The sequence below is a fragment of the Lysobacterales bacterium genome (genome assembly GCA_016721845.1).
Lineage (GTDB): Bacteria > Pseudomonadota > Gammaproteobacteria > Xanthomonadales > Ahniellaceae > JADKHK01.
In genome coordinates this window covers 1,198,522-1,222,728 of record JADKHK010000013.1, presented here as the reverse complement: position 1 = coordinate 1,222,728, position 24,207 = coordinate 1,198,522, and the positions used below count along the sequence as shown (strand labels likewise).

The 24,207-nt window shown below is 65.2% G+C and carries 19 protein-coding genes; 5 read left to right on the top strand and 14 right to left on the bottom strand.

Features of this window, described 5'->3' with window-relative positions; genetic code table 11:
- The first annotated feature begins 2 nt into the window (after positions 1–2).
- On the top strand, positions 3–773 hold the full coding sequence (locus IPP28_12900) for a sulfite exporter TauE/SafE family protein (GenBank protein ID MBL0041912.1): 771 nt from the start codon (positions 3–5) through the stop codon (positions 771–773).
- Positions 774–804: 31 nt separating this feature from the next.
- The gene (locus IPP28_12895) at positions 805–1,497 is read left to right on the top strand and encodes a 2OG-Fe(II) oxygenase (GenBank protein ID MBL0041911.1); all 693 of its coding nucleotides are present in this window, start codon (positions 805–807) and stop codon (positions 1,495–1,497) included.
- Positions 1,498–1,504: 7 nt separating this feature from the next.
- On the opposite strand, the gene IPP28_12890 is transcribed toward IPP28_12895, so the two are convergent.
- Complete coding sequence (locus IPP28_12890; GenBank protein ID MBL0041910.1) at positions 1,505–3,505, bottom strand: diguanylate cyclase; 2,001 nt, start codon at positions 3,503–3,505, stop codon at positions 1,505–1,507.
- A gap of 118 nt (positions 3,506–3,623) precedes the next feature.
- On the opposite strand from IPP28_12890, the gene alaS reads away from it, so the two are divergent.
- The 3 genes from alaS to IPP28_12875 all read left to right on the top strand — a co-directional run bounded on the left by alaS (position 3,624) and on the right by IPP28_12875 (position 8,391).
- Positions 3,624–6,257, top strand: a complete 2,634-nt coding sequence (alaS, locus tag IPP28_12885) for an alanine--tRNA ligase (protein MBL0041909.1) — start codon at positions 3,624–3,626, stop codon at positions 6,255–6,257.
- A 22-nt stretch (positions 6,258–6,279) separates the two neighbouring features.
- On the top strand, positions 6,280–7,176 hold the full coding sequence (locus IPP28_12880; GenBank protein MBL0041908.1) for a LysR family transcriptional regulator: 897 nt from the start codon (positions 6,280–6,282) through the stop codon (positions 7,174–7,176).
- 117 nt (positions 7,177–7,293) lie between these two features.
- Positions 7,294–8,391 (top strand): OmpA family protein, encoded by a 1,098-nt coding sequence (locus IPP28_12875; GenBank protein ID MBL0041907.1) that lies wholly within the window; start codon positions 7,294–7,296, stop codon positions 8,389–8,391.
- A 70-nt stretch (positions 8,392–8,461) separates the two neighbouring features.
- Here IPP28_12875 and IPP28_12870 read toward each other — a convergent pair whose 3' ends face one another.
- From IPP28_12870 to uppS, 13 genes are all read right to left on the bottom strand, one after another.
- Entirely contained in the window at positions 8,462–9,421 is a 960-nt protein-coding gene (locus IPP28_12870; GenBank protein ID MBL0041906.1) for an acetyl-CoA carboxylase carboxyltransferase subunit alpha, read from the bottom strand.
- 37 nt (positions 9,422–9,458) lie between these two features.
- On the bottom strand, positions 9,459–12,935 hold the full coding sequence (gene dnaE, locus IPP28_12865; protein MBL0041905.1) for a DNA polymerase III subunit alpha: 3,477 nt from the start codon (positions 12,933–12,935) through the stop codon (positions 9,459–9,461).
- A gap of 55 nt (positions 12,936–12,990) precedes the next feature.
- Complete coding sequence (gene rnhB, locus IPP28_12860) at positions 12,991–13,572, bottom strand: ribonuclease HII (protein ID MBL0041904.1); 582 nt, start codon at positions 13,570–13,572, stop codon at positions 12,991–12,993.
- A complete protein-coding gene (lpxB, locus tag IPP28_12855) occupies positions 13,569–14,726 on the bottom strand; it encodes a lipid-A-disaccharide synthase (protein ID MBL0041903.1) in 1,158 nt (385 codons plus the stop codon). The genes rnhB and lpxB overlap by 4 nt, the downstream gene beginning before the upstream one ends.
- Positions 14,727–14,730: 4 nt before the next feature.
- Positions 14,731–15,501, bottom strand: coding sequence for an acyl-ACP--UDP-N-acetylglucosamine O-acyltransferase (gene lpxA, locus IPP28_12850; GenBank protein ID MBL0041902.1), 771 nt, complete (start codon positions 15,499–15,501; stop codon positions 14,731–14,733).
- Positions 15,498–15,971, bottom strand: coding sequence for a 3-hydroxyacyl-ACP dehydratase FabZ (gene fabZ / locus IPP28_12845; protein MBL0041901.1), 474 nt, complete (start codon positions 15,969–15,971; stop codon positions 15,498–15,500). The genes lpxA and fabZ overlap by 4 nt, the downstream gene beginning before the upstream one ends.
- On the bottom strand, positions 15,964–16,980 hold the full coding sequence (gene lpxD, locus IPP28_12840; protein ID MBL0041900.1) for a UDP-3-O-(3-hydroxymyristoyl)glucosamine N-acyltransferase: 1,017 nt from the start codon (positions 16,978–16,980) through the stop codon (positions 15,964–15,966). Before lpxD ends, fabZ begins: the two co-directional genes overlap by 8 nt.
- Positions 16,980–17,531, bottom strand: coding sequence for an OmpH family outer membrane protein (locus tag IPP28_12835; GenBank protein MBL0041899.1), 552 nt, complete (start codon positions 17,529–17,531; stop codon positions 16,980–16,982). The genes lpxD and IPP28_12835 overlap by 1 nt, the downstream gene beginning before the upstream one ends.
- 16 nt (positions 17,532–17,547) lie before the next feature.
- A complete protein-coding gene (bamA, locus tag IPP28_12830; GenBank protein MBL0041898.1) occupies positions 17,548–19,968 on the bottom strand; it encodes an outer membrane protein assembly factor BamA in 2,421 nt (806 codons plus the stop codon).
- A gap of 127 nt (positions 19,969–20,095) precedes the next feature.
- Positions 20,096–21,427 (bottom strand): RIP metalloprotease RseP, encoded by a 1,332-nt coding sequence (gene rseP, locus IPP28_12825; GenBank protein ID MBL0041897.1) that lies wholly within the window; start codon positions 21,425–21,427, stop codon positions 20,096–20,098.
- Positions 21,424–22,605: a 1-deoxy-D-xylulose-5-phosphate reductoisomerase gene (locus tag IPP28_12820; GenBank protein ID MBL0041896.1), complete on the bottom strand. Its 1,182-nt coding sequence runs from the start codon at positions 22,603–22,605 to the stop codon at positions 21,424–21,426. The genes rseP and IPP28_12820 overlap by 4 nt, the downstream gene beginning before the upstream one ends.
- Positions 22,602–23,456 carry a phosphatidate cytidylyltransferase gene (locus IPP28_12815; GenBank protein ID MBL0041895.1) on the bottom strand — a complete coding sequence of 285 codons (855 nt, stop codon included), beginning with the start codon at positions 23,454–23,456 and terminating at the stop codon, positions 22,602–22,604. The genes IPP28_12820 and IPP28_12815 overlap by 4 nt, the downstream gene beginning before the upstream one ends.
- The gene (gene uppS, locus IPP28_12810) at positions 23,453–24,205 is read right to left on the bottom strand and encodes a di-trans,poly-cis-decaprenylcistransferase (GenBank protein MBL0041894.1); all 753 of its coding nucleotides are present in this window, start codon (positions 24,203–24,205) and stop codon (positions 23,453–23,455) included. The genes IPP28_12815 and uppS overlap by 4 nt, the downstream gene beginning before the upstream one ends.
- Between the last annotated feature and the right edge of the window lie 2 nt (positions 24,206–24,207).

Below are 24,207 nucleotides of genomic sequence, written 5' to 3'. Positions count from 1 at the left end.
CGATGGCAGCCGAGACCTTGTTGCTCGCCGGGATGGCGGCATTCTGTGCGGGACTGCTCGACAGCATCGTCGGCGGTGGCGGCCTGATCATGACCCCGGCCATGGTCAATCTGTTTCCGGAATTCTCGATCCTGCAGGTCATCGCGACCCAGCGCACCAGTTCGATTTTCGGCACGTCCGTTGCCGCCTGGAACTATCTCAAGGTGGTGAAGCTTGATCGGCGGCTGGTGCTGTGGACCTGCCTTGCGGCGACCCTGTGTTCGGCGCTCGGCGTGCAGTTCGCCAAGCGCATCGATGGCGATGTCCTCAAGTACGTCGTGCTTGCCATTTGCGTGCTGCTCGCCGTGTACACCGCGTTCCGCAAGGATTTCGGCCAGCGCGAGCACTTGCCGGCCGATGCCGTGTCGATGCGCCGGCGTGCCGGACTCGTCGGCGCGGTGACGGGCTACTACAACGGCTTGATCGGTCCCGGCACCGGCACCTTGATGGTCTTTGCCTTCGTCGGTCTGGTCGGTTTCGATTTCCTCGCTGCATCGGCACTGGCAAAGCTGGCCAATGTCGCTGCCGATGTCTCGTCCTGGCTCAGCCTGATGCTCAGCGGCTTTGTGGTCTGGCCGGTGGCATTGCCCCTGGTCATCGGCAACATGCTTGGCAGTTTCGTCGGCAGCAAGCTCGCCATCCGCAAGGGCGATGCCTTCATCCGGCGCGTGTTCCTCGTTGCGGTGCTCGGGCTGATCGCGCGCGTGCTCTGGCAATTGTCGGCACTCGGCTAGACTACGCGGCTAGAATGAAGGAGCCCGTTCCATGAGCAGCGACGATTTCATCGAGGTCTATGACGACGTGCTGCCGCACGACATTTGCGCGGCACTGCTCCAGGACTTCGAGGCCGATGGCGGAGCGACGCGCGGGCTCACCGCGGGTGGCCTGGACGTGGCGCACAAGAACAGTTGGGACATCAGTCTCACCGGCAAGCCGCGCTGGGCCGACGCCGAGCAGATGTTGAACGACGCGATGCTGGCCTGCCTGCTGCAATACGTGCGCAAGTATCCGTTTGCCATCCTCGGTCCGCACTGGCTGAACATCGTCGATCCCGCAACCGGGCAAAAGAAGTCGCTCGATGCGGAAACGCTGGCGAACTTGCCCGACGCGACCTTGCGGTCCGTCGTGACCAAGGCGTTCCGTCCCGGCGTCGTGAATTTGCAGAAATACCTGGCCGACGAAGGCGGCTATCCGCGCTGGCATTGCGAGCTCGGCCCGAAAGCGGACCGTGGCGAGTCGTTGCACCGCACGCTGCTGTGGACGCTCTATCTCAACGATGGCTTCGCCGAGGGCGAGACCGAGTTCTACCATCAGCGACGCAAGTTCGCGCCCAAGGCCGGCGCCCTGTTGATCGCACCGGCCGCCTTCACTCATACCCACCGCGGCAACATGCCGAAGGGCGGCGACAAATACATCGCCACGTCGTGGGTACTGTTCCAGCGCGCAGAACCGCTGTAGCGAGCGGCTAGCCCGTCTCGACGCGATTGCGCCCGCCGTGCTTGGCGCGATAGAGCGCGGCGTCGGCGGTTGCGATCAGGCGATCGATGCCGCGGCGTTCAGGGCGTGGCGCGGTGGCCACGCCGATGCTGATGCTCACCGTCATTTCATGCGTGTCGTACCGGAACGGCGTGGCGGCGACCACGACGCGCACGCGTTCGGCGATGGCGTTCACTTCCGCGGGTTCGATGCCGGGCAGGATCGCGATGAATTCCTCACCGCCCCAGCGCCCGAAGCGTGCCGAATCGGGCAGGGCAGCGCGCATGCGTTGCGCCGCCTCGCGCAGGACCGCATCGCCGGCCAGATGACCATGGTAATCGTTGACCTTCTTGAAGTGGTCGATGTCGATCAACAGGACTGCGAGCGCGTGCGAACCGGATTGTGATTGCGCCAGCAGTTGCTCGAACTGGGCGGTCACCGCGCCGCGATTGGCGACGCCGGTGAGCGCGTCGGTGCTGGCGACCCGTTCCAGTTCCGCGGCGCTGGCGACGAGTGCCGCATGCAGGCGCTGGGTCTCGCGGACACGGCGGAACAGGATCACCACGAAGACCGCCAATGCGCAAAAGCCGACGATCAGCGCGATGCCGAGCAGGCGCTGGCGGGCCAGTCGCAGCGTCTGGATCTGGTTGTCGCGAACGAGCAGGGCGCGTTGCGATTCGGCCCGTTGCGCCGCGAGATTGCCTTCAAGGATTGCGACACGGCGGCCGGCCACGTCGATGGCGAGGTTCTTGTCGAGTTGCTGGAACGCCTTGCGCGTGGCCATCGCCGCCATTGCGTCGCCGGTGGCGAGTTCGATGTCGGACAACTCGTCCAGCGCGCCGCGTTCCAGCACCTTGTCGCCGAGCTTGCGCGCCCCGTCGACGGTAGCGCGGGCTTCGCTCAAGGCCGTCTTGAAATCACCCCGGGCACCGGCCACGCGGGTCCGGTTGGCGTGGATCTGTACCTGGTCTCGGATCGCCACGGAATTGAACTGCTCGGCGGCACGGCGTGACCACAGGTCGGCGTCATCGACGCGTCCCTGCGCGAGCCGTACATCCGACAAGGCGGTGAACGAGTTGACCTTGTTCGGCGGGCTGCCGAGCGACATCGCGGCTTCCGACGCCTCTTCGCCGTAACGCGCGGCTTCGTCGATCTGGCCCATCTTCAGCAGCGACCGGGACAGTTCCCCGCGCAGCGCGATGCCTTCACGCACATCGCGCGGGCCGAGGTGGGTCAAGGCTTCGCGGATGTTCTGCGCCGCGAGTTCCTCGTCATCGAGGTTGCGGTGCAGGAAGCCCAGCATGCGGTAGGTGCGCGCGATTTCGGCCTGGTCGCCGGTGCGGCGGGCGAGATCGAGGGCTTCGTTGTGTTTGCTCAGCGCATCCGCGAATTTGCCGGTTCGCGCCAGCACCAGGCCCAGCGCATTGAGGGCGCGCGCCTGCTGCGCCGTGTCGCCGCCGGCGCGCGCATCCTCGGCCGATTGCGCGAAGAACTGCATCGCTTCCGGGAACTGGCCCAATTTGCGTTCCATGACCCCGCGGTTGTAAGCCCAGAGCGCCTGCCAGTCGCGACGTCCGGACTGACGCGCGAGGCCTTCCATTACCTCGAGCACGCCGGCGGCGCGGGTCGAGTCGCCACGATTCGCATACATCGACGCGAGTCGACTGTTCGCGGCCATGGACAAGTCACGGGCGCCTTCGCTGTCCGCCACAGACACCGCGGCGTTCAGCAGCTCGTAGGCGCGATCGGGCTGTTCCAATTCATCGTAGAACTCGCCCATGGCCAGCTTGGCCCAACCCCCAGCGAGTGGCGTTGGTGCCGCCTTGCCCCAGGTTTCCAGTTTCGCCAGCAAGGTCTCCGCCGACTGCGAGCGATCGCTGCGCAGGGCCGCAACCTCCGCCGGTTCGCTGCTCGCGACCGCCGCGGCGTCCGCCCGCGTCGGCGGATGCCAAGACAGGAGCAACAGCATGAGGGTGATGCGCAGCAGCATGGGGCGATGTTAGGACAAGCGCAGCGTCGGCGCTGCCGTTCCCGGTTTCGCTGATCCGAGCTTGGACTCGGCCTCCGCTCCGCTAGAATCGGCGGTCTTCCGACCCCTTGGTATTCCCATGAAGTCCAGCGCCGACATCCGCACCGCGTTCATCGAGTTCTTCAAGTCGAAGGGGCACGAGCATGTGCCATCGAGTCCGCTGGTGCCGGGCAACGACCCGACCCTGTTGTTCACGAACTCGGGCATGGTCCAGTTCAAGGACATGTTCCTCGGCGCCGAGAAGCGCAGCTACAGCCGTGCCGTGACCGCGCAGCGCTGCGTGCGCGCCGGCGGCAAGCACAACGACCTCGAAAACGTTGGCTATACCGCGCGCCATCACACCTTCTTCGAGATGCTCGGCAACTTCAGCTTCGGCGACTATTTCAAGCGCGACGCCATCCACTACGCCTGGCAGCTGCTGACGAACGTCTACGCGCTGCCCGCCGACAAGCTCTGGGTCACGGTCTATCAGACCGACGACGAGGCCTATGCGATCTGGAACGAGGAAGTCGGTGTGCCGGCGGAGCGCATCGTGCGTATCGGCGACAACAAGGGCGCGCCTTATGCGTCCGACAATTTCTGGCAGATGGCCGACACCGGTCCCTGCGGGCCGTGCTCGGAAATCTTCTATGACCACGGTCCGTCCGTGGCCGGCGGTCCGCCCGGTTCGGAGGAGCAGGACGGCGATCGTTACATCGAGATCTGGAACCTCGTGTTCATGCAGTTCGAGCGTTCGGCCGACGGCACGCTGACGCCGTTGCCGAAGCCCTGCGTCGATACCGGCATGGGTCTGGAGCGCCTGACAGCGGTGCTGCAGCACGTCAACTCGAACTACGACATCGACCTGATGAAGCACCTGGTCGAGGCCGCGGCCAAGGCGACCGCGACCAGCGACCTGTCGAATCCGTCGCTGCGCGTCATCGCCGACCATATCCGCGCGACCAGTTTCATGATCGTCGACGGCGTGCTGCCCTCGAACGAAGGCCGCGGCTACGTGCTCCGCCGCATCATCCGCCGCGCGCTGCGCCACGGCCACAAGCTCGGCTGCAAGTCGCTGTTCTTCTCGACGCTGGTGAAAACCCTGGTCGCGGAGATGGGCGGCGCCTACCCGGAACTTGCACAGAAGCAGGCCCAGGTCGAGCGCATCCTCAAGAACGAGGAAGAACGCTTCGCCGAAACCCTGGACCAGGGCATGAAGGTGTTCGAGGAGATCACTGCGAAGGGTGCGAAGCAGATTGCCGGCGACGATGCATTCAAGCTCTACGATACCTACGGCTTCCCGCTTGACCTGACCGCCGATGTCGCGCGTGAGCGTGGGCTGGCGGTCGACCTGGCCGGATTCGAGAAAGCGATGGAGATGCAGCGCGAGCGTGCGCGCGCCGCCAGCAAGTTCGATCAGGGCTTCGCCATTTCGGCGGAACAGTCGGCGGGCCTCGCGGCGACACAGTTCCTTGGCTATGCCGAGCTGAGCGCGAAGGCGTTGAAGATCGAGCGCCTGCTGGTCGCGAACCAGACGCGGTCATCGATCGCCAGCGGCGAACGTGCCGTGGTGATCCTCGATCGCACCCCGTTCTACGCCGAGTCGGGCGGACAGGTTGGCGACACCGGCGTGCTGCGTCTCGGCAATGCCGAGTTCGTGGTCGAGGACACGATCAAGCTGGCGGGCGTCTATCACGGCCATGTCGGTGCCTTGACCAGCGGGTCGTTGACGCTCGGCGATCAGGTCGTGGCCGAGGTGGATGCCGATCGTCGCGGTGCGATCGTGCTGAACCACTCGGCGACGCATCTGCTGCACGCGGCGCTGCGCCAGGTGCTCGGTGAACACGTGCAGCAGAAGGGCTCGATGGTCGCGCCCGACCGCCTGCGCTTCGACTTCTCGCATTTCCAGCCGGTGACCGATGCCGAACTAAAGCAGATCGAGACCATCGTCAACACCGAAGTGCGCCGCAACGAAGCCGCCGAAGTGCACCACATGGGCATGCAGGAAGCGCTCGATTTCGGCGCCATGGCCCTGTTCGGCGAAAAATACGGCGAACACGTGCGGGTGCTGAAGATGGGCGAGTTCTCGACCGAACTCTGTGGCGGCACACACGTGGCGCGCACGGGCGACATCGGCCTGATGAAGATCACCTCGGAAGGCGGTATCGCGTCCGGCGTGCGCCGTATCGAAGCGGTGACCGGTGCCGGTGCGATGGCGCTGGTCGATACCCGCGAGTCACGCCTGGACGAAGTGTCCGAACTGGTCGGTGCCAGCGAGGAAGACGTCGTCGCCAAGCTCAAGCAGCTGCTGGATCGTCAGAAGAAGCTGGAAAAGGAACTCGACGCGCTGAAGGCGAAGAACGCGAACGCGCTGTTGAACGAACTGGCCGACGCGGCGCCGAGCATCGGTGGCATCCGCATCGTCACCGGGCGCGTCGAGGGCATGGACGGGAAGACGCTGCGCGAGGCGGTCGAGGCCCTGCGCAACAAACTCGGCGACTGCGCGGTCGTGCTGGCCGCTGCAGCGGACGGCAAGGCCTCGCTGGTCGCTGGCGTGAACGGTGCGGGACTGGCCAAGCTCAAGGCGGGAGAACTGATTTCCCATGTCGCGAGCCAGGTCAACGGCAAAGGCGGCGGTCGCCCGGACATGGCCCAGGGCGGCGGTGACGACATCCCGGCGCTGATTCCGGCGCTGGCGGGTGTCGTAGAGTTCGCCCGGGCCAAGATCGGCTGAAACTCGACGCGAGGTACGCCGCATGTTCGACTGGAATGACGTGCAGGTGTACCTCGCGATCGCGCGCGGCGGCTCGCTGGCCGCGGCCTCGCGGACCCTCAAGGTCAATCACTCGACCGTGTTCCGTCGCCTCAACGCGTTCGAGGACGTGCTCGGGGTGCGCCTGTTCGAGCGCATGGCCAGCGGTTATGCGCTGACGCCCGAGGGCGAATCGATCCGTGCCGAGGCCGAGGCCGTCGAGACCAATGTGCATGCGCTGGAACGCAAGATCGCGGGACGCGATTTCGCGCTGCGCGGCGACATCCGGATCACCGCCCCGCACGGGCTCGCGACCGGGTTTCTGGCGCAGTACCTGCCGGATTTCATTGCCCGCTATCCGGGCATTCGCGTCGATATCGACGCATCGGATTCGGAACTCGACCTCGGTCGCCGCGAGGCCGATATTGCGCTGCGCGCCACCAGTGCGCCGCCCGAGCATCTGGTCGGTCGCCGCGTGGCGTCGCTGTGCTGGTGGGTCTACGGTTCCAACAGTTACCGCGAGCGCATGGGCTGCCCGGTCGGCATGGACGATGTCGCGACGCACCGCTTGATCGGCGCGACCCAGAACTTCCAGCGTTTGCCGGTATTCGCCTGGTTGGCCAAGCATGTGCCGGACGACGCCATCGTCGCGCGCGCCGCCGATTTGGAGACGATGGCGGCCCTGGCCCGCGAGGGCGTCGGTCTGGCGCTCTTGCCGAGCGACCAGCACTTGCCCGATCTGCAGCGCCTGTTCCCGGTCGAACCGCGTTTCACCGGAGAATTGTGGCTGTTGACGCATCCCGACTTGCGCCACGTCGCCCGCATCAAGACCTTCATGGAATTCCTGACCGAGCGCCTGCATAACGATCCGCGCCTCGCTGAACCCGCGCCATTACCGTGACCCGCGCTTGCTGATTGATTTGGCTGGAATTTAGCCTTTTGACCCAATGCTTGGCCTATACTCCTCGACTGTTGTCCTAGGGCCCCGGGGCAACGCCATACCTACAAGGAGACTCCGATGAACCGTAAGCATTTGTGTGCCCTCATTGCGCTCGCACTGGGCGCCGGCGCCGTTTCGGCGCAAGAATACGACAGCCGCTGGTATATCGCGCCGGCTCTCGGCGTGTCGCACAACGACAACGAACGTTATGTCGATACCGACGACACGGAATTCCTTTCGCTGGGGTTCGGTCGCTTCGTGGCCGAGAACACGTCGCTCGACCTGACGCTGGACTACACCCCGCGTGACCTCGGCAGCCAGTATCACTACGTCGGCAACAACGACAGCTACGGGCTGACCGCGTCGCTGCGTCACTACTTCACCGATTGGTCGTGGCGTCCGTTCCTGAAGGTGGGCATGGGCCTGTCGCAGGCGCATTCGACCGATCAGGCGCACGGTTACGGCAACAACGACGACCTGAACCCGATCTTCGATGTCGGCGCCGGTCTCGGTCACGAGTTCAACGACAACGTCGCGATGCGTACCGAACTGACCTACCGCTACGACATGGACGACCGCACCATCCCGGGCGTCGATCATTTCGGTGACTGGATCGTCTCCCTCGGCGGCACGTTCAAGCTCGGCAACATGGCCGCACCGGCCGCTGCCGCTGCACCGGACGCAGCCACCGAAACGCCGACGCCGGCACCGACCCCGGCCCCGGCCGACTGCAGCACGCTGGATGATGACAAGGATGGCGTGAACAACTGCGATGACAAGTGCCCGACTTCGGCCGCCGGCGAAGCCGTGGGTGCAGATGGTTGCGCCCAGGCCATCGTGATCGACCTGCGTGGCGTCAACTTCGCGTTCGACCGTGCGGAACTGACCGCCGAATCGACCGCGATCCTCGACCAGGCCGTCGACGTGCTGAACCGCTACCCGGCCCTCAAGGTCGAAGTCGCCGGCCACACCGACTCGGTCGGTACCGACGCCTACAACCAGGGTCTGTCGGAACGCCGCGCCAAGACCGTGTACGACTACCTCACCGGCAAGGGCATCGCCGCTGATCGTCTCTCGGGTCCGAATGGCTACGGCGAAGGCAAGCCGATCGACACCAACGACACCTCGGAAGGCCGTGCTCGCAACCGCCGCACCGAACTCGTCAAGCAGCAGTAATCGGAACGCAAGTTCCGGAAACGAGAAACCCCGCTTCGGCGGGGTTTCTTTTTGTCCGAACGACGTTGAATCACGCCGCCTGGTATTGCCCCATCCCGCGGAGTTTTTCGTAGCGGCGGGTGAGCAGGACGTCGCGGTCGAGCTTTTCGAGTTCGGCGATCTGACTGAGCACGACCGCTTTGAGATTGTCGGCGGTGGTCTTGGGATCGCGGTGCGCGCCGCCGAGCGGTTCGGGGATGATCTGGTCGATCAGGCCGTGTTCGTGGATGCGTGCGGCCGTCATGCCCATGGCTTCGGCGGCATCCTTGGCGCGTTCGGCGCTGCGCCACAGGATCGAGGCGCAGCCTTCGGGCGTGATCACCGAGTAGGTGCTGAACTGCAGCATGTTGACGCGGTCGCCGACACCGATCGCGAGCGCGCCGCCGGAGCCGCCTTCGCCGATCACGGTGCAGACAATCGGCACGCGCAGCTTGGCCATTTCCAGCAGGTTGCGGGCGATGGCTTCGGACTGGCCGCGTTCCTCGGCACCGACGCCGGGATAGGCGCCGGGTGTATCGATCAGGGTCAGCAGGGGCAGGTGAAAGCGTTCGGCCATCTGCATCAGGCGCAGTGCCTTGCGGTAACCCTCGGGGCGCGGCATGCCGAAATTGCGGCGAATCTTCTGCTTGGTGTCGCGGCCCTTCTGGTGGCCGATGATCACGACCGACTTGCCCTCGATCCGGCCGAGGCCACCGACGATGGCGGCATCGTCCGCGAACGCGCGGTCGCCGGCGAGCTCATGGAATTCCTCGCAGATATGACCGATGTAGTCGAGCGTGTAAGGCCGTGACGGATGCCGCGCCAGTTGCGCGATCTGCCAGGCGCTCAGGTTCTGGAAGATCTCGACGGTTTTCTCGCGCAGCTTGCCGTCGAGCTTGCGAATCTCCGATTCGAAATCGAGCGACTGACCCTGCGAACTGGCGCGCAGTTCGCGCAGCTTGTTTTCGAGCTCGGCAATGGGCTTCTCGAATTCGAGGATGTTCGGATTCATCGCAAGGTTCCAGTCCGGTGAAGGGCGAATGATAGCGTCAGTTGCCGGTGGCCCGTGCCAGCGACAGCTGCACCTCGCTGACCCCGTCCAGCCGGCGCAGTTCCTCGACCACCTCGGGCAGGATGCGCACCCGCCAGGGATCGCCGAGCTGCAGTTCGGTGCGTGCCGTCCGGTTCTGGTACAGCAGGCGTACCGCCGCAGCGCCGGGTCGCGCCGGCTTCAGGGTCGTCGCCAGCCGGTCCAGCCACTTCGGCGACGCATCCGTGACATGGATGCGCAGGCCGCGCCCGAAGCGTTCGCAAGCCTGCGTCAGCGTCCAGGCCTGACGCAGCTTGAGCTGGTAGCCGCCGGAATATTCGTCGATCGCCAGTCCGCCCGCGACCACGACCATTTGATCCTTCGCGAACACCGCAGCGTATTCAGTCAGCGCCTCGCGAAACAGCCCGACCTCGATGCGGCCGCTGGCGTCCTCGATGGCCGCGAAGCCCATCGCGTCGCCGCGACGACGCAAACCAGACGGAACGATGCCGCCGAACACGATCGGGATCTCGATCTGGCCACGACGCTTCTCGGCCGTGGCCTGCAGGGTGCGGTAGAGCTCCTCGGCCTTGCCGATCGGTCCCGAGGTGAGCTGCTTGAGTTCGGACTTGTAGGCATCGGCCGGATGCCCGGACAGGTAATGGCCGAGTGTTTCGCGCTCGCCGTGGAGCCGCTGCAGCAGCGGCCATTCCGGCAGCTTGCGCATGACGACCTCCGGTGCGGCAGACACTGCAGCCTGACCGAAGATGTCGATCTGCCCGGCATCCCGGTTGCGCGCCTGTTGTTCGGCACCCTTCATCGCTTCCGGCAGATGGTTCATCAGCGTGGCGCGATGGTGACCGAAGCCATCCAGCGCACCGGAATGCACCAGCGCTTCGAGCACGCGCTTGTTCAGGCGATTGCTGTCGACGCGTTGCGCCAGATCATCGAGCGATTGATAAGGTCCGCGCGCGACGCGCTGGTCGGCGATCGCTTCGCAGGCGGCGCGACCAACGCCCTTGATCGCGCCGAGTCCGTAGCGGATGCGTTTCGCGTCGAGCGCCTCGAACATGTAAGTCGAGGAATTGATTTCCGGCGGCAGGATGCTCAGGCCGCAGGCCTCCTTGGCGTCGTCGAGGAAGCCGACCAGCTTGTCGGTGTTGTCCATGTCCGAGGACAGGGTCGCGGCCATGAACTCGGCCGGGTAGTGGGTCTTGAGCCATGCGGTCTGATACGCGACGAGCGCATACGCGGCCGAGTGCGACTTGTTGAAGCCGTAGTCGGCGAATTTTTCCATCAGATCGAAGATGCCGCGCGCGACATTCGGGTCGACGCCGTTCTTCGCCGCGCCTTCCTCGAAGATCGAGCGTTGCTGCGCCATCTCGGACGCGATCTTCTTGCCCATCGCGCGCCGCAGCAGATCGGCGCCACCGAGCGTGTAGCCGGCCAGCACCTGGGCGATCTGCATCACCTGTTCCTGATAGACGATCACGCCGTAGGTCGGCTTCAGGATTGGTTCCAGGCTCGGGTGCGGATAGCTGACTTCGGCGCGGCCATGACGGCGGTCGATGAAGTTGTCGACCATGCCGGCGCCAAGCGGACCGGGGCGGAACAATGCGGCCAATGCGACGATGTCGTCGAAGCCCTGTGGCTGCAGCTTGCGGATGTAGTCCTTCATGCCGCGCGATTCGAACTGGAACACCGCCGTGGTGTCGCCGCGCGAGAGCAGCGCATAGGTCGGCGCGTCGTCCATCGGCAGCTGCGTTATGTCGAGCGGCGACTCGCCGGTGACCGCGCGTCGCGCGTTGATCGCTTTCACCGCCCAGTCGATGATGGTCAGGGTGCGCAGGCCGAGGAAGTCGAACTTCACCAGTCCGGCCTTCTCGACGTCGTCCTTGTCGAACTGCGTCACGACGCTCTCGCCACCCTCTTCGCAGTACAGCGGCGCGAAGTCGGGCAGGGGCGTCGGCGCAATGACCACGCCGCCGGCATGCTTGCCGGCATTGCGGGTCAGGTCTTCGAGCTTGCGCGCGAGTTCGATCAGGGTCGCGACGTCGTCCTCGTTGGCCATGCGCTCGCGCAGTTCGGCGGATTCGGCGATGGCATCGTCGAGGGTGATGCCGAGCGTCAGCGGAATGAGTTTGGCGATCGAATCGACATGGCCGTAGCCCATGCCGAGCACGCGCCCGGTGTCGCGCACCACCGCCTTCGCAGCCATGGTGCCGTAGGTGATGATCTGGCTGACCTTGTCGGCGCCGTACTTGCGACTGACGTAGTCGATGACGCGGTCGCGGCCCTCCATGCAGAAGTCGACGTCGAAGTCAGGCATCGACACGCGTTCCGGGTTGAGGAAGCGTTCGAACAGCAGGTCCTGCGGCAGCGGATCGAGATCGGTGATCTTGAGCGCGTACGCGACCAGCGAGCCGGCGCCGGAACCGCGCCCAGGACCAACCGGAATGCCGTTCTCCTTCGACCAGTTGATGAAATCGGCGACGATCAGGAAGTAGCCGGGAAACCCCATCTTCACGATCACGTCGAGTTCGATGCCGAGCCGCTCGACATAATGCTCGCGTGGGAACGGCGGTGCGCCGCGATAGTGCGCAAGGCGTTCTTCCAGGCCAGCCTGCGCCTGGGCGCGGATGTAGCTGTCGAGCGTGTGTTCGGTCGGCACCGGGAACGCCGGCAGGTAGTACTTGCCGAAGCTCATCTCGATGTTGAGGCGCTTCGCCAGTTCGACCGCGTTCTCGATGGCCTCCGGACAGTCGGCGAAGGCCTCGCGCATTTCGCCCGGCGTCTTCAGATATTGCTGGTCGGTGTAGTCACGTGGCCGTTTCGGGTCGTTCAGCACGCGCCCGGTGGCGATGCAGACGCGTGCCTCGTGCGCCTCGGCGTCCTCGCGGGCGAGGAAGCGTGTGTCGTTGCTGGCCACGACAGGCACATCACGGCGACTGGCCAGATGCAGCAAACGCGTCTGTTGCGCCGATTCGTCGACGCGGCCGCAGCGCGTGAGTTCGAGATAGACACGATCGCCGAAGCCGCGACGCCAGTCTTCGAGCAGCCGGTCGGCACTGTCGACATCCGCTGCGGCGATCAATTCCGAGGGACGCCCGAGCAGGGCGACGAGGCCGGCGTTGTCGGCGAGCAGGCGCGATCGCGGCACGAAGACACGCTCCGACTTGCCGCGCTGGAGATAGGCTGCCGACAACAGGCGCGACAGCCGCAGGTAGCCGTCGCGGTTCTGGCACAGCACCGTGGTACGCGACAGATCGTTGCCGGTTTCGCCGACCCAGAGGTCGCAGCCGATGATCGGCTTCAGTCCTGCCTTCTCGACTGCCGCGTAGAACTTGACCAGGGCGAACAGGTTCGAATCATCGGTCATCGCCACTGCCGGCATGCCGGCCGCGACGCAGGCGTTCACCAGTCGGTCGATGCGGATGGTCGAGTCGACCAGCGAATACTCGGTGTGCAGGTGCAGGTGGACGAAGGTTGAAGTCATTCCTGCACCTTAGCCCTGGCCCGACCAGCGCTCAAGGCTTGACATGGCAGACCGCTCAATCGAACAGGTCGACCGCGATGAGTCGCTTCACCGGCGCGAAACTGCGCCGGTGCGCGGGGCAGGGGCCGAGACGTTTCAGTGCAGCGAGATGCTCGGGAGTCGGATAGCCCTTGTGGATCGCGAAGCCGTAGCCCGGGTGCACGGCATCGAGTTCGACCAGCAGTCGATCACGATGCACTTTCGCGAGGATCGAGGCGGCGCTGATTTCGGCGATCAGGGCATCGCCGTCGACGATCGCGCGTGCCCGGCAGGGCAGGTCGGACGGCAACGTGTTGCCGTCGATCAGGGCCTCGTCCGCCGCGATGTGCAGGCCGAGCAGCGCGGCACGCATGCCGATCAGGGTGGCCTGCAGGATGTTGTGGCGGTCGATCAGGGCCGTGTCGACCTCAACCACGTGGAAGGCGAGCGCACGTTCGCGGATCTCGCGATCGAGCGCATTCCGACGCACTTCGCTCAACTGCTTCGAGTCGTTCAAGCCGTCGATCGGGCGCGCCGGATCGAGGATCACGGCGGCGACCACGACCGGTCCGGCCAGCGGTCCGCGTCCGGCCTCGTCGACGCCGGCAATGCGCTTCATGCGGCTTCGATCAGTTCGCCGATGGCCTCGGCGGCCGCTTCGGAACCGCCACCCGCGAGCAAGGGCAGCAGCGTCGACAGCTGCGTCTGCATCGCTTCCATGCGCGACTCGTCGCGGAACAGCGCGAGCAGGACGTCGGTGATCTTTTCCGGCGTGCAATCGTTCTGCAGCAGCTCCGGGACGACTGCGCCATTCAACAGGATGTTCGGCAGCGACACGTGCTTCGATTTCAGCAGGCCGAACAGGCGCACGATCCGGTAGCTCAGCGGATGGATGCGATGCGCCACCACCATCGGCGTCTCCGCGAGGCCGGCTTCGAGCGCGGCGGTACCCGATGCCGTGAGCACGACATCGGCCGCCCACAACACTTCATGGGCGCGGCCCTCGACGACCTGGATCAGGCTGCGCGCGCGATGCCTGCCCAGCACGGCATCGAAGGCCTTGGCGCAGTCGCTGTCGGCCATCGGTGCAACCAGCTTGAGACCCGAGATCGCGTTCGCACATTGCAGGGCTGCCTGCACGAAGGTGTCGCCCAGACGCTCGATTTCGCCGAAGCGGCTGCCCGGCAGTATGGCCAATATCCGACCCTTGAGCGGCAATTCAAGCGCAGCACGGACATCGGCCTGCGAAGGTCGATTCTCGAAGCGCTCGGCAAGCGGATGTCCGACGAAGCGCGCATCGACGTCATAACGTGCGTAGATCGGGGGCTCCATCGGAAACAGGCAGAGCACGCGGTCGGCCGACGCGCCGATCTTCTTCGCGCGACCCGGGCGCCACGCCCAGATCGACGGACTGACATAGTGCACGGTGCGGATGCCGGACTTCTTCAGTTTGCGCTCGACGCCGAGATTGAAGTCCGGTGCATCGATGCCGATGAACACGTCCGGCTTCCAGTCGCGCAGGCGCTGCACCACGCCGCTGCGCAGCTTGAGCAGACGTGGCAGGTGGCGAAGCACTTCGACGAGGCCCATGACCGCGAGTTCGGATGCGTCGTGCCAGGTGTCGCAGCCGGCGCGGCGCATGCGATGGCCGCCGATGCCCGCGAATTGCGCGCGTGGGTACAACTGCTTGAGCGCGACCATCAAGTCGGCACCGATCTGGTCCCCGGAGGTTTCACCGGCGATCAGTGCGATGCGGAACGGGCGCGGGTTCACGGCTTCAGCGGATCAGCGAACGTTCGGAGCGATCGATGAACTCGGACAGGATCCGCAATTCATCGGTGGCTTCGGCTGCCTGGGCGATCTCGGCGCGTGCGTCCGCCAGTGGCATGCCCGAGAGATACAGCGTGCGGTAGGCGCGCTTGATCGACATGATCGATTCGGGCGAAAAGCCGCGGCGTTTCAGGCCTTCCGAATTGATGCCCCGGGGTTCGGCATAACTGCCCGCGACCACCGTGTAGGGCGGCACGTCGCGGTTGATCACCGAGCCCATCGCGGTAAAGGCGTGTGCGCCGATCTGGCAGAACTGGTGCACCAGCGAGAAGCCGCCGAGGATCACGAAATCATCGACACGGACATGGCCGGCCAGCGAGGACGCATTCGCGAAGATGCAGTCGTTGCCGACGATGCAGTCGTGCGCCAGATGCACGTACGCCATGATCCAGTTGCGGTCGCCGATGCGGGTGACGCCACCTCCCTCTTCAGTGCCGCGATTCAGCGTGACGAACTCGCGGATCATGTTGTCGGCGCCGATCTCAAGCGACGCCTGCTCGCCACGAAACTTCTTGTCCTGCGGCGCCGCGCCGATCGAGCTGAACTGGAAGAAGCGGTTGCGCGGGCCGATGCGGGTCGGTCCCTCGATCACGACATGCGGACCGATCTCGCAGTCATCGCCGATCTCGACGCCAGCGCCGATGATCGAAAACGCGCCGATCGACACATTCGCGCCGATTCTCGCGCCGGGATCGATGAGGGCGCTGGGGTGGATCATGCGCTTGATTCCGGTGCCGCGCACAGGATCTCGGCGCTGGCGACTTCCTGGTCGCCGACCAGAGCGCGGCATTCATAAAGACCCATGCGGCGGATCAGGCGCTTCTGCATCACTTCGAGTTTCAACTGGTCGCCCGGCACCACGGTGCGGGTGAACCGTGCCTTGTCGACGCGCACCAAATAGTAGAGCTGGTTCTCCCTGCGCTCGAAGCCGTTCGAGAGCTGGGTCAGGATGCCGGAGGCCTGCGCCATGGCCTCGATCACGAGGACGCCGGGCATGACCGGATGCCCGGGGAAATGTCCGGTGAAACAGGGTTCGTTCACGGTGACGTTCTTGATCGCGAGCACGCGCTTGTTCGGCTCGAACTCGATCACGCGGTCGACCAGCAGGAACGGATAGCGGTGCGGCAGCATCGCCATGATCTCGGTGACTTCGATCGGCAGCTTCACGCCGCCGGACAGGTCATTCATCGTTCCCTTCCCCAAGGAGTTTGCGCACGCGGCGTGCGAGTTGATCGAGTTGGCCGAAACGCGCTGCATTCCTGCGCCATTCGCGTTTCGGCTGGATCGGTGTGCCGGAGACATATTCGCCGGGTTCGCGCAGGTCGTGCGTGACCAGACTCATGGCGCCGACCGTCACGCGGTCGGCGATGTCCAGATGGCCGATGATACCGGCACCGCCGGCGATCAGGCAGTGGCGGCCGACTCGGGTGCTGCCTGCGATCGCGGCACAGCCGGCAATGGCCGTGTGCGCGCCGATACGGACGTTGTGGCCGATCTGGATCTGGTTGTCGAGGCGCACGTCCTCCTCGAGCACGGTGTCGCCGAGCGCGCCGCGGTCGATGGTGGTGTTCGCGCCGATCTCGCAGTCGTCGCCGACGACGACGCCGCCGAGTTGTGGCACCTTGAGCCAGGCGCCTTGATCAAAGGCAAGGCCGAAGCCGTCGGCGCCGAGCACGGCACCGGGATGGATCAGCACGCGGGCACCGATGCGGACGCGCACGACCAGGGTCACGCGCGCCACCAGCCGGGCCTCCGGCCCGATGACGCAGTCTTCCCCGATCACGCATGCCGGACCGAGGACCGCGCCCGCCGCGATGCGGCTGCGCGCACCGATGACGCAATGCGCAGCGACCTGCGCGTTCGGGTCGATCACGGCGTCGCCGGCGACCACGGCGCTCGGGTGGATACCCGGCGTCACTGGCTCGCGGCGCTCGAACAGCGCGGTAATCCGGGCGAAATCGGCATAGGGATTGCGACTCACGAGCACGCTGCCGGTGGCGGCGTGCGCGTCCTTGTCGGACAGGACCACGGCAGCCGCGCGGGTGGTCGCCAGTTGCGCGCGGTAGGCCGGATTGGCGAGGAAACCGATCTGGTCCGGGCCGGCTTCGGCGAGCGTGTTCACGCCGACGATGCCGGCCGTCGCGTCGCCGCGAAGTTCGAGACCGAACCGGTTCGCGATGTCGGCGAGCGCGTACATCAACGCTCGGGCGTGGCCGCGGCGTCGCGTTTCAGTCGCGCGAGCACCGCATCGGTGATGTCGATTTGTGCGCTGGCGTACATCACCGGCGCCTGCACCACCAGATCCAGCTGGTTTTCGCGTGCATGGGCGATCACCGCTGCTTCGATGCGCGGCCATTGGCGATTGAATTCTTCGTCGCCGCGCGCCTTGAATTCCTCGGCAAGACGCTTGCGTGTGCGTTCGATCGACTTGCGCAAGGCATCGATCTCGCGTTTCAGCGAATCGGCCGCGGCCTTCGGCAGGATCGCGGAATCGCGACGATCGCGTGCCTCGAGCTCGACCAGTCGCGTCTGCTCGGATTCGAGGGCCTTGTTGCGCGGGCTGAATTCGCTTTCCAGCTTGCGTCGCGTGTCGAGGACCTGGGGCGCGTTGTCGATCAGGCGCTTCATGTCGACATAGCCGATGCGCGCCGATTGCGCGACCGCGGTCGCGGCAGACAACAGCAAGAATGCGCCGGCAAGAATCAGGCCGGCGCAGCGGCGGAACTTTGGCGCGGTGCAGTCGGCCATCGTTCCGGCTCCGTCGTCAGAACTGCTGCCCGAACGAGAACTGGATGCTCTCGGTACGGTCGCCATCCTGCTTCTTGATCGGGCGCACGAGGTTGATGATGATCGGGCCGATCGGCGCCTGCCATTTCAGCGACAGGCCCGCCGATGCACGCAACTCGCCGGAATCGAAGGCGTCGAAATTCCGGAACACGTTACCGACGTCGACGAAGGCGGACAACTGCGCGGTATCCGAGTCACCCTTGGTCATCGGCGTCGGAATGATCAGTTCCAGTCCGCCTACGGTCTTGAACGCGCCGCCGAGCGGTTGGCGGTAGCTACTGGCCGTGCTTGCGGTTTCCGTCGGGCCGAGGGTGTTGTCCTCGAAACCGCGCACCGAACGGACGCCACCGGCGTAGAAGTTCTGATAGAAGGGCAGGGTGCTGGTATTGCCGTAGCCGTCGCCGTAGCCGAGTTCGGCCTTGGTCAGCAGGGCGTATTCGCCCCACAGAGGGAAATAACGGCCGAATTCGTAGGCGACCTTGTAGTACTCGAGATCCGAGCCGGGCAGGGCGACCTCTGCACCGATGCGCTGGTAGGTGCCGCGGGTCGGCGCGAAGTACTTGTTGCGCGAGTCGCGCTGCCAGCCCGCCTGCAGCGACCAAGTGTTGATCGTCCATTGCCGGAACGGACCGGTGCAGATGCCGGTGGTGGTGTCGGTATCGGTGTCCGGGCCGGTGCCATCGGTATCGGTATCCGGGCCATTGCAGGCAAAGGTGCTGCGCTCGCGGTCGCCGAGTTCCTCGACGAGGTTGTTGATCAGCGATGTCGGCGTCGAGCCGTCAACCGTGGTGATGTCGTTCTTGTCGAGACCGAGCGACAGCGACAAGGTATCGACCTCGGTCAGCGGAATGCCGAGCAGAACGTCGCCGGCGATGGTGTCCGAGGTATAGGCGGCCAGGTTGGCCTGACCTTGATCGAGTTCGCGCAGACTGAAGTTGTAGCCGACGCTGAGGCCATCATCGGTGAAATACGGATCGAAGAAGTTGAAGTCGAAGCGCTTGACGTAGTCGTTGTTCTGGATCGTCGTGCCGACGGTGTTGCCGGAGCCGAGGAAGTTGCGCTGGGTCAGCGACACCGAGGTGATGATGCCCTGGAGCTCCGAGTAGCCGACGCCGAACTGGAAACTGCCGGCACTCTGTTCTTCGACCGTGAAGTTCACGTCGATCTGGTCGTCGCTGCCCGGCACCTTCGGCGTCTCGACCGTGACTTCCTTGAAATAGCCTAGGCGCTGCAGACGACCCTTGGAGCGATCGATGGCCGCTTGCGAGAACCACGCGCCCTCGAGCTGGCGCATCTCGCGACGCAGGACTTCATCCTGGGTGCGCTGATTGCCGATGAAATTGATGCGACGCACGTAGGCGCGCTTGCCCGGGTTCACGTACAGGGTGACCGCGACCTCGCGTTTCTCGCGGTCGACCGTGGGTGACGGCGTCACTTCCGCGAAGGCGTAACCGATGTTCGACAGCACCCGGGTCATCGATTCCGCGGCCCGTTCGAGCTTGCCGCGCGAATAGGTCTCACCGGGCTTGGCCGAGATGAACTTGCGCAGCACGTCTTCCTTCACCACCAGGTCGCCGGCGAGCTTGATGTCGGTGAGGGTGTAGACCTCGCCCTCGCGCACGTTGGCGGTGACGAACAGTTCCTTGCGATCCGGACTGATCGAGACCTGGGTCGATTCGACCGCGAAATCGACGTAGCCGCGGTCCTGATAGTAGGAAGCCAGTTTCTCCATGTCGCCGGAGAGCTTCTCGCGCGAATACTGGTCGTCGCGCTTGTACCAGCTCAGCCAGTTGGACGAACCGGATTCGAAATCCTCGACGATTTCGTCATCGCTGAAAGCCCGGTTGCCGACGATGTTGAGGTGGCGGATCTTGGCCGCCTTGCCTTCGCTCACCGTGATCTTGATCGACACGCGGTTGCGGTCGAGATTCTCGACTTCCGGCTTGATGCTGACGTTGTACTTGCCGCGATTGTTGTACTGACGGGTCAGTTCCTGGGTCAGGCGATCGAGTTCGAGACGATTGAAGGTCTCGCCTTCGGTCAGGCCGATTTCCTTCAGGCCCTTCATCAGGTCTTCGGTCTTGAGGTCCTTGTTGCCGGTGATTTCGATCTTCGAGATCGCCGGGCGCTCGCTCAATTTCACGATCAGGATGTCGCCCTGTCGCGTCAGTTCGATATCGTTGAAAAATCCGGTCTTGAACAGCGCACGCACGGCCGCCGAGGCCCGATTGCTGTCGATGCGATCGCCTTTTTCAATGGGCAGTGCGCTGAACACGGTGCCGGCCGGAATGCGGGTGAGGCCTTCCAGCCGGATGTCCGACACCACGAAGGCATCGAAGGCGGCGGCATTCTGCGCGCACAGCGAAGCAACCAGGACCAGCGCAGCAATACGTTTCATCATCACTCCGTCAATGACCACTGCGGCGCAATGGCGCAGCAGCGTTGCCCGGGCCTTGTTTGGCTCGGGCGGGTTGGGCGCAGGCCGGCGCACATGCTTGGTGCGCGCCGTGCCGAATAGGTTTGGTTCAGCGGAACAGGCCGGAAATATCGTTGAAGAAGGCGAGTCCGATCAGACCGGAGAGCATCGCCAATCCCACGTATTGACCGGCGACCAGCATTCGATCGCTGATCGGACTGCCTTTGATCAGTTCGATAAGGTAATACAGGATATGACCCCCGTCCAAGATCGGGATGGGCAGCAGGTTCAGGATCGCCAGACCCAGCGATACCGCGCCCAGGAAGCCGAGAAACCATGGCAGGCCTTCGTTGGCGCTGAGATTGGCGACCTGGGCGATGGTGATCGGGCCCGAGAGGTGCTTGGTCGACAGCGCACCGAGCAGCATGTCCTTCAGGAACTGCAGGGATTTGGTCGTCACGGTCCAGGCTTCGCTCATGGCCGCCGGCATCGCGGCCAGAGGGCCGAAGCGGCGCACGTGGTCATGCCGGAATCCGGCGCCGATGCCGAGTCGGAAGGCCGGCTTGCCATCCTCGACGATCGGATCGGGACGGGCGAGCAGGCGCAGGCGTTCGCCATCGCGTTCGACCAGCAGCACGACTTCGCCATCCTGTGCCTGGCGCTGCAAGGTGTCGCGCAGGGCGTCGAAATCGCTCACGGACTCGCCGTCCACGCTGAGAATGAGATCGCCACTGCGCAACCCGGCGTCCGCGCCTGCGGCACCGGCGATCACCTGGCCCACCAGCGCAGGCTGAACGCGTTGCAAGCCGAGCCGATTGCCCAACTGCTCGTCCGGCACACTCTTGTCAATGCTGCTGAGGCGGATCGTGTGCAGGCTGTCTTCCGCGCCGGCCGCGGTCACCGCGACGACGACGTCGCGGCGATACAGGGCGCCTTCGAACAGCGCCATGCCGACTTCCGACCAGGCATCGACCGGGGTGCCGTCGACGGCCGTGACGCGCATGCCGGGGCGCAGCCCGGCTTCGGCACTGAGGCCGCTGACCTGGCCAAGGATCGGTTGAAAGTCGGGCTTGCCGACGATGAACATGGCCCAGTAGACCAGCAGCGCGAACAGGACGTTGGCCACTGGTCCGGCCGCGGCCACGGCAATTTTCTGCCACACCGGCTTGCGGTTCAGCGCGGCGTGCGCCTGTTCCGGGGCCACGTCCTCGGCACGTTCGTCGAGCATCGAGACATACCCGCCCAGCGGAATCGCCGCGAGCACGTACTCGGTGCCGTCGCGGCCGATGCGCGTCCACAGCGGCTTGCCGAATCCGACCGAGAAGCGGTGCACCTTGACGCCGCAGCGTCTCGCTACCCAGAAATGGCCGAACTCGTGGAAGGTCACCAGCAGGCCGATGGTGATCACGTACCAGAACAGCGGCCCGATAAATCCGGTCATGCAGAACATCCTTGCAAGGCGCGCTCCGCTTCGCGGCGGGCGTCGCGGTCGATGGCGACAATGGCCTCCAGTGTATCGACCGATGCGTTAACAGATCGCTGCAGTCCAGAGTCGATCACGCGCTCGATGTCGAGGAAACCGATGCGACCGGCAAGAAAGGCGGCCACCGCCACCTCGTTGGCCGCATTCAGCACGATCGGGGCGGCACCGCCGGCGCGCAACGCGCCGAAAGCCTGCGCCAGGCAGGGAAAGGCGACGAGGTCCGGGGCTTCGAATTCGAGCGAGGCGGCCGCGGCAAGATCGAGCCGGGTGACGCCGGCGTCGATGCGTGCCGGCCAGGCCAGCGCGTTCGCGATCGGCGTGCGCATGTCGGGCGAGCCGAGCTGCGCGATCTGGGAGCCGTCGGCATATTCGACCAGCGAATGCACGATGCTTTGCGGGTGCACCAGCACCTCGATGCGTTCCGCCGCGACGCCGAACAGGCGCTGCGCCTCGATCACTTCGAGACCCTTGTTCATCAGTGTCGCCGAGTCGACCGAAATCTTGCGGCCCATCTTCCAGCGCGGATGCGCGCAGGCCTGGTCCGGCGTGACCTCGCGCAGCCGCTCGCGCGACCAGCCGCGAAACGGGCCACCCGAGGCCGTGAGGATGAGCCGGACAATGCCGTTCGCATCGGGATCGCGCGCATAGTCGTGCGGCAGGCACTGGAAGATGGCGTTGTGTTCGCTGTCGAGCGGAATGAGGCTGGCACCGTGACGGGCCGCGGTCGCGACCAGCAGTTCGCCGGACATCACTACCGATTCCTTGTTCGCCAGCAGCAGTCGCTTGCCGGCCCGCGCCGCGGCCAAGGTCGACGCCAGGCCGGCGGCGCCGACGATCGCGGCGACGACGGTATCGAAGCGCTCGTCGGCGGCGATGGCATCCAGCGCGTTGGCGCCGGCCAGCGCTTCGGTGCGCAGCCCGCGCGTGCGCAGGGCTGCGGCCAGTTCGTCCTGCAAGGACGCATCGGCAATCACCGCCACGTCGGGCGCGAAGCGCGCGCAGAGTTCGGCCAGTGCCGCGCAGTCCCGGTGTGCGCTCAAGGCGGCAGCGCGGAACCGTGCCGGGTGGCGGGCAATGACATCGAGCGTGCTCGCGCCGATCGAGCCGGTCGCGCCCAGAACGGCGACCTGTTTCATAGGCCGAGGGTCAGCTTTCCGGCGACGAAGATCGGCAGCGCCGCGAACATCGAATCGAATCGATCCAGCGCACCGCCATGGCCGGGGAACAGGGTGCCCGAGTCCTTCGCCTGCGAATGACGCTTGATCAGGCTTTCAAGCAAGTCGCCGATGATCGAGAACACCACCGTGACGACGCAGAGTGCGACGAAGATCGGCAGTCGCTGCACTGGCACCGCGAAGGCGAAATGACCGAGCCCGAGCGCGTAGATCGTGCAGCCGACCAAGGCGCCGTAGACACCGGCCGTGGTCTTGCCGGGACTGATGTTCGGCGCCAGCTTGGTGGTGCCGAAGCGGCGACCGGCGAAGTAGGCACAGCTGTCCGCACACCAGACCAGAACGAGCAGAAACAGCACCCACCAAGGGCCACGGTCGCCGCCGTGCAGCACGATCGCGGCGGTCCAGGCCGGAACGATCGCCAGCGCGCAGGCCAAGTTCTTGATCAGCAGCGATCGTTTGCCGGCCTGCTCGCCGAAGTGGTAGTGGCGCAGCCACCACGGCGCCAGCAGCCAGAACACCACGCCGGTCCACACCGTCTGGGTCCGCGCGACATCACTGCCGAACCAGACGCTCGTGAACATCAGCACGTGCAGCGCGACCAGCACGATGCGCACCGGCGTCGAACGCCAGCCGCTCAGCCGCGTCCATTCCCATACGCCGACCAGGAACAGCAAGCCCAGCGCGATCGCGAACCAGATCTGCGGCATCAGCATGACGCCGGCAATGCCGATTGGCGCGAGGATGGCGGCCGTGATCGCACGTTCGCGCAGGCCACCGGACGGTTTCGGCGCAGGCAGGTCGGCCTTGCTCATGCGGGATGCCTCGTTTGCTGGCTGGTGCGGCCGTAGCGGCGCTCGCGTCGGGCATAGTCGTCGAGCGCGGCATCCAGCGCGGTGGCATCGAAGTCGGGCCACAGCACGTCGCTGAACCAGAGTTCGGCGTAGGCGAGTTGCCACAGCAGAAAGTTGCTGACGCGGTGTTCGCCGCCGGTGCGGATGAACAAGTCCAGCGGTGGCAGGTCGGCCAGGCTGGTATGCGCGTCGAAGACCGATTCGTCGACCGTGCCGGCATCGATTTCACCGCTGGCGATGCCGGCCACGATCTGGCGCGTCGCCTGCACGATGTCCCAGCGTCCGCCATAATTCGCGGCGATGTTGAGGTTCAGGCGCGTCTGCTCCGGGCGCTTGCGCTCGGAACGATCCATGCGTTCGCGCAGCGCCGGTGCGAACGCCGAGCGGTCGCCGATGAAGCGCAGCGATACGCCGTTCGCGACCAGTTCGTCGACCTCGCGGTCGATCGCCTTCATGAACAATTCCATCAGAGTGCCGACTTCGTCCTCCGGACGCTTCCAGTTCTCGCTGGAGAACGCGAACAGGGTGAGCGTGGGGACATGGCGGTGCATGCAGGCCTCGACGGTGGCCCGCACCGCCTTGACGCCTTCATGGTGACCGAAACTGCGTGGGCGATGTCGCGCCTCGGCCCAGCGACCGTTGCCGTCCATGACGATGGCGACATGGCGGGGCAGGCGTTGGACGGCGATCGCCGGATCGATGATGCTCATGC

Bases quoted from the DNA above. Each gene is read 5' to 3' on its own strand.
- rseP (MBL0041897.1), bottom strand. From the start codon at position 21,427: ATGACCGGATTTATCGGGCCGCTGTTCTGGTACGTGATCACCATCGGC.
- lpxA (MBL0041902.1), bottom strand. From the start codon at position 15,501: ATGATCCACCCCAGCGCCCTCATCGATCCCGGCGCGAGAATCGGCGCG.
- IPP28_12870 (MBL0041906.1), bottom strand. From the start codon at position 9,421: ATGAATCCGAACATCCTCGAATTCGAGAAGCCCATTGCCGAGCTCGAA.
- IPP28_12835 (MBL0041899.1), bottom strand. From the start codon at position 17,531: ATGGCCGACTGCACCGCGCCAAAGTTCCGCCGCTGCGCCGGCCTGATT.
- rnhB (MBL0041904.1), bottom strand. From the start codon at position 13,572: ATGAAGCGCATTGCCGGCGTCGACGAGGCCGGACGCGGACCGCTGGCC.
- lpxD (MBL0041900.1), bottom strand. From the start codon at position 16,980: ATGTACGCGCTCGCCGACATCGCGAACCGGTTCGGTCTCGAACTTCGC.
- IPP28_12880 (MBL0041908.1), top strand. From the start codon at position 6,280: ATGTTCGACTGGAATGACGTGCAGGTGTACCTCGCGATCGCGCGCGGC.
- IPP28_12890 (MBL0041910.1), bottom strand. From the start codon at position 3,505: ATGCTGCTGCGCATCACCCTCATGCTGTTGCTCCTGTCTTGGCATCCG.
- alaS (MBL0041909.1), top strand. From the start codon at position 3,624: ATGAAGTCCAGCGCCGACATCCGCACCGCGTTCATCGAGTTCTTCAAG.
- fabZ (MBL0041901.1), bottom strand. From the start codon at position 15,971: ATGAATGACCTGTCCGGCGGCGTGAAGCTGCCGATCGAAGTCACCGAG.
- IPP28_12815 (MBL0041895.1), bottom strand. From the start codon at position 23,456: ATGAGCAAGGCCGACCTGCCTGCGCCGAAACCGTCCGGTGGCCTGCGC.
- dnaE (MBL0041905.1), bottom strand. From the start codon at position 12,935: ATGACTTCAACCTTCGTCCACCTGCACCTGCACACCGAGTATTCGCTG.
- uppS (MBL0041894.1), bottom strand. From the start codon at position 24,205: ATGAGCATCATCGATCCGGCGATCGCCGTCCAACGCCTGCCCCGCCAT.
- IPP28_12900 (MBL0041912.1), top strand. From the start codon at position 3: ATGGCAGCCGAGACCTTGTTGCTCGCCGGGATGGCGGCATTCTGTGCG.
- IPP28_12820 (MBL0041896.1), bottom strand. From the start codon at position 22,605: ATGAAACAGGTCGCCGTTCTGGGCGCGACCGGCTCGATCGGCGCGAGC.
- bamA (MBL0041898.1), bottom strand. From the start codon at position 19,968: ATGAAACGTATTGCTGCGCTGGTCCTGGTTGCTTCGCTGTGCGCGCAG.
- IPP28_12875 (MBL0041907.1), top strand. From the start codon at position 7,294: ATGAACCGTAAGCATTTGTGTGCCCTCATTGCGCTCGCACTGGGCGCC.
- IPP28_12895 (MBL0041911.1), top strand. From the start codon at position 805: ATGAGCAGCGACGATTTCATCGAGGTCTATGACGACGTGCTGCCGCAC.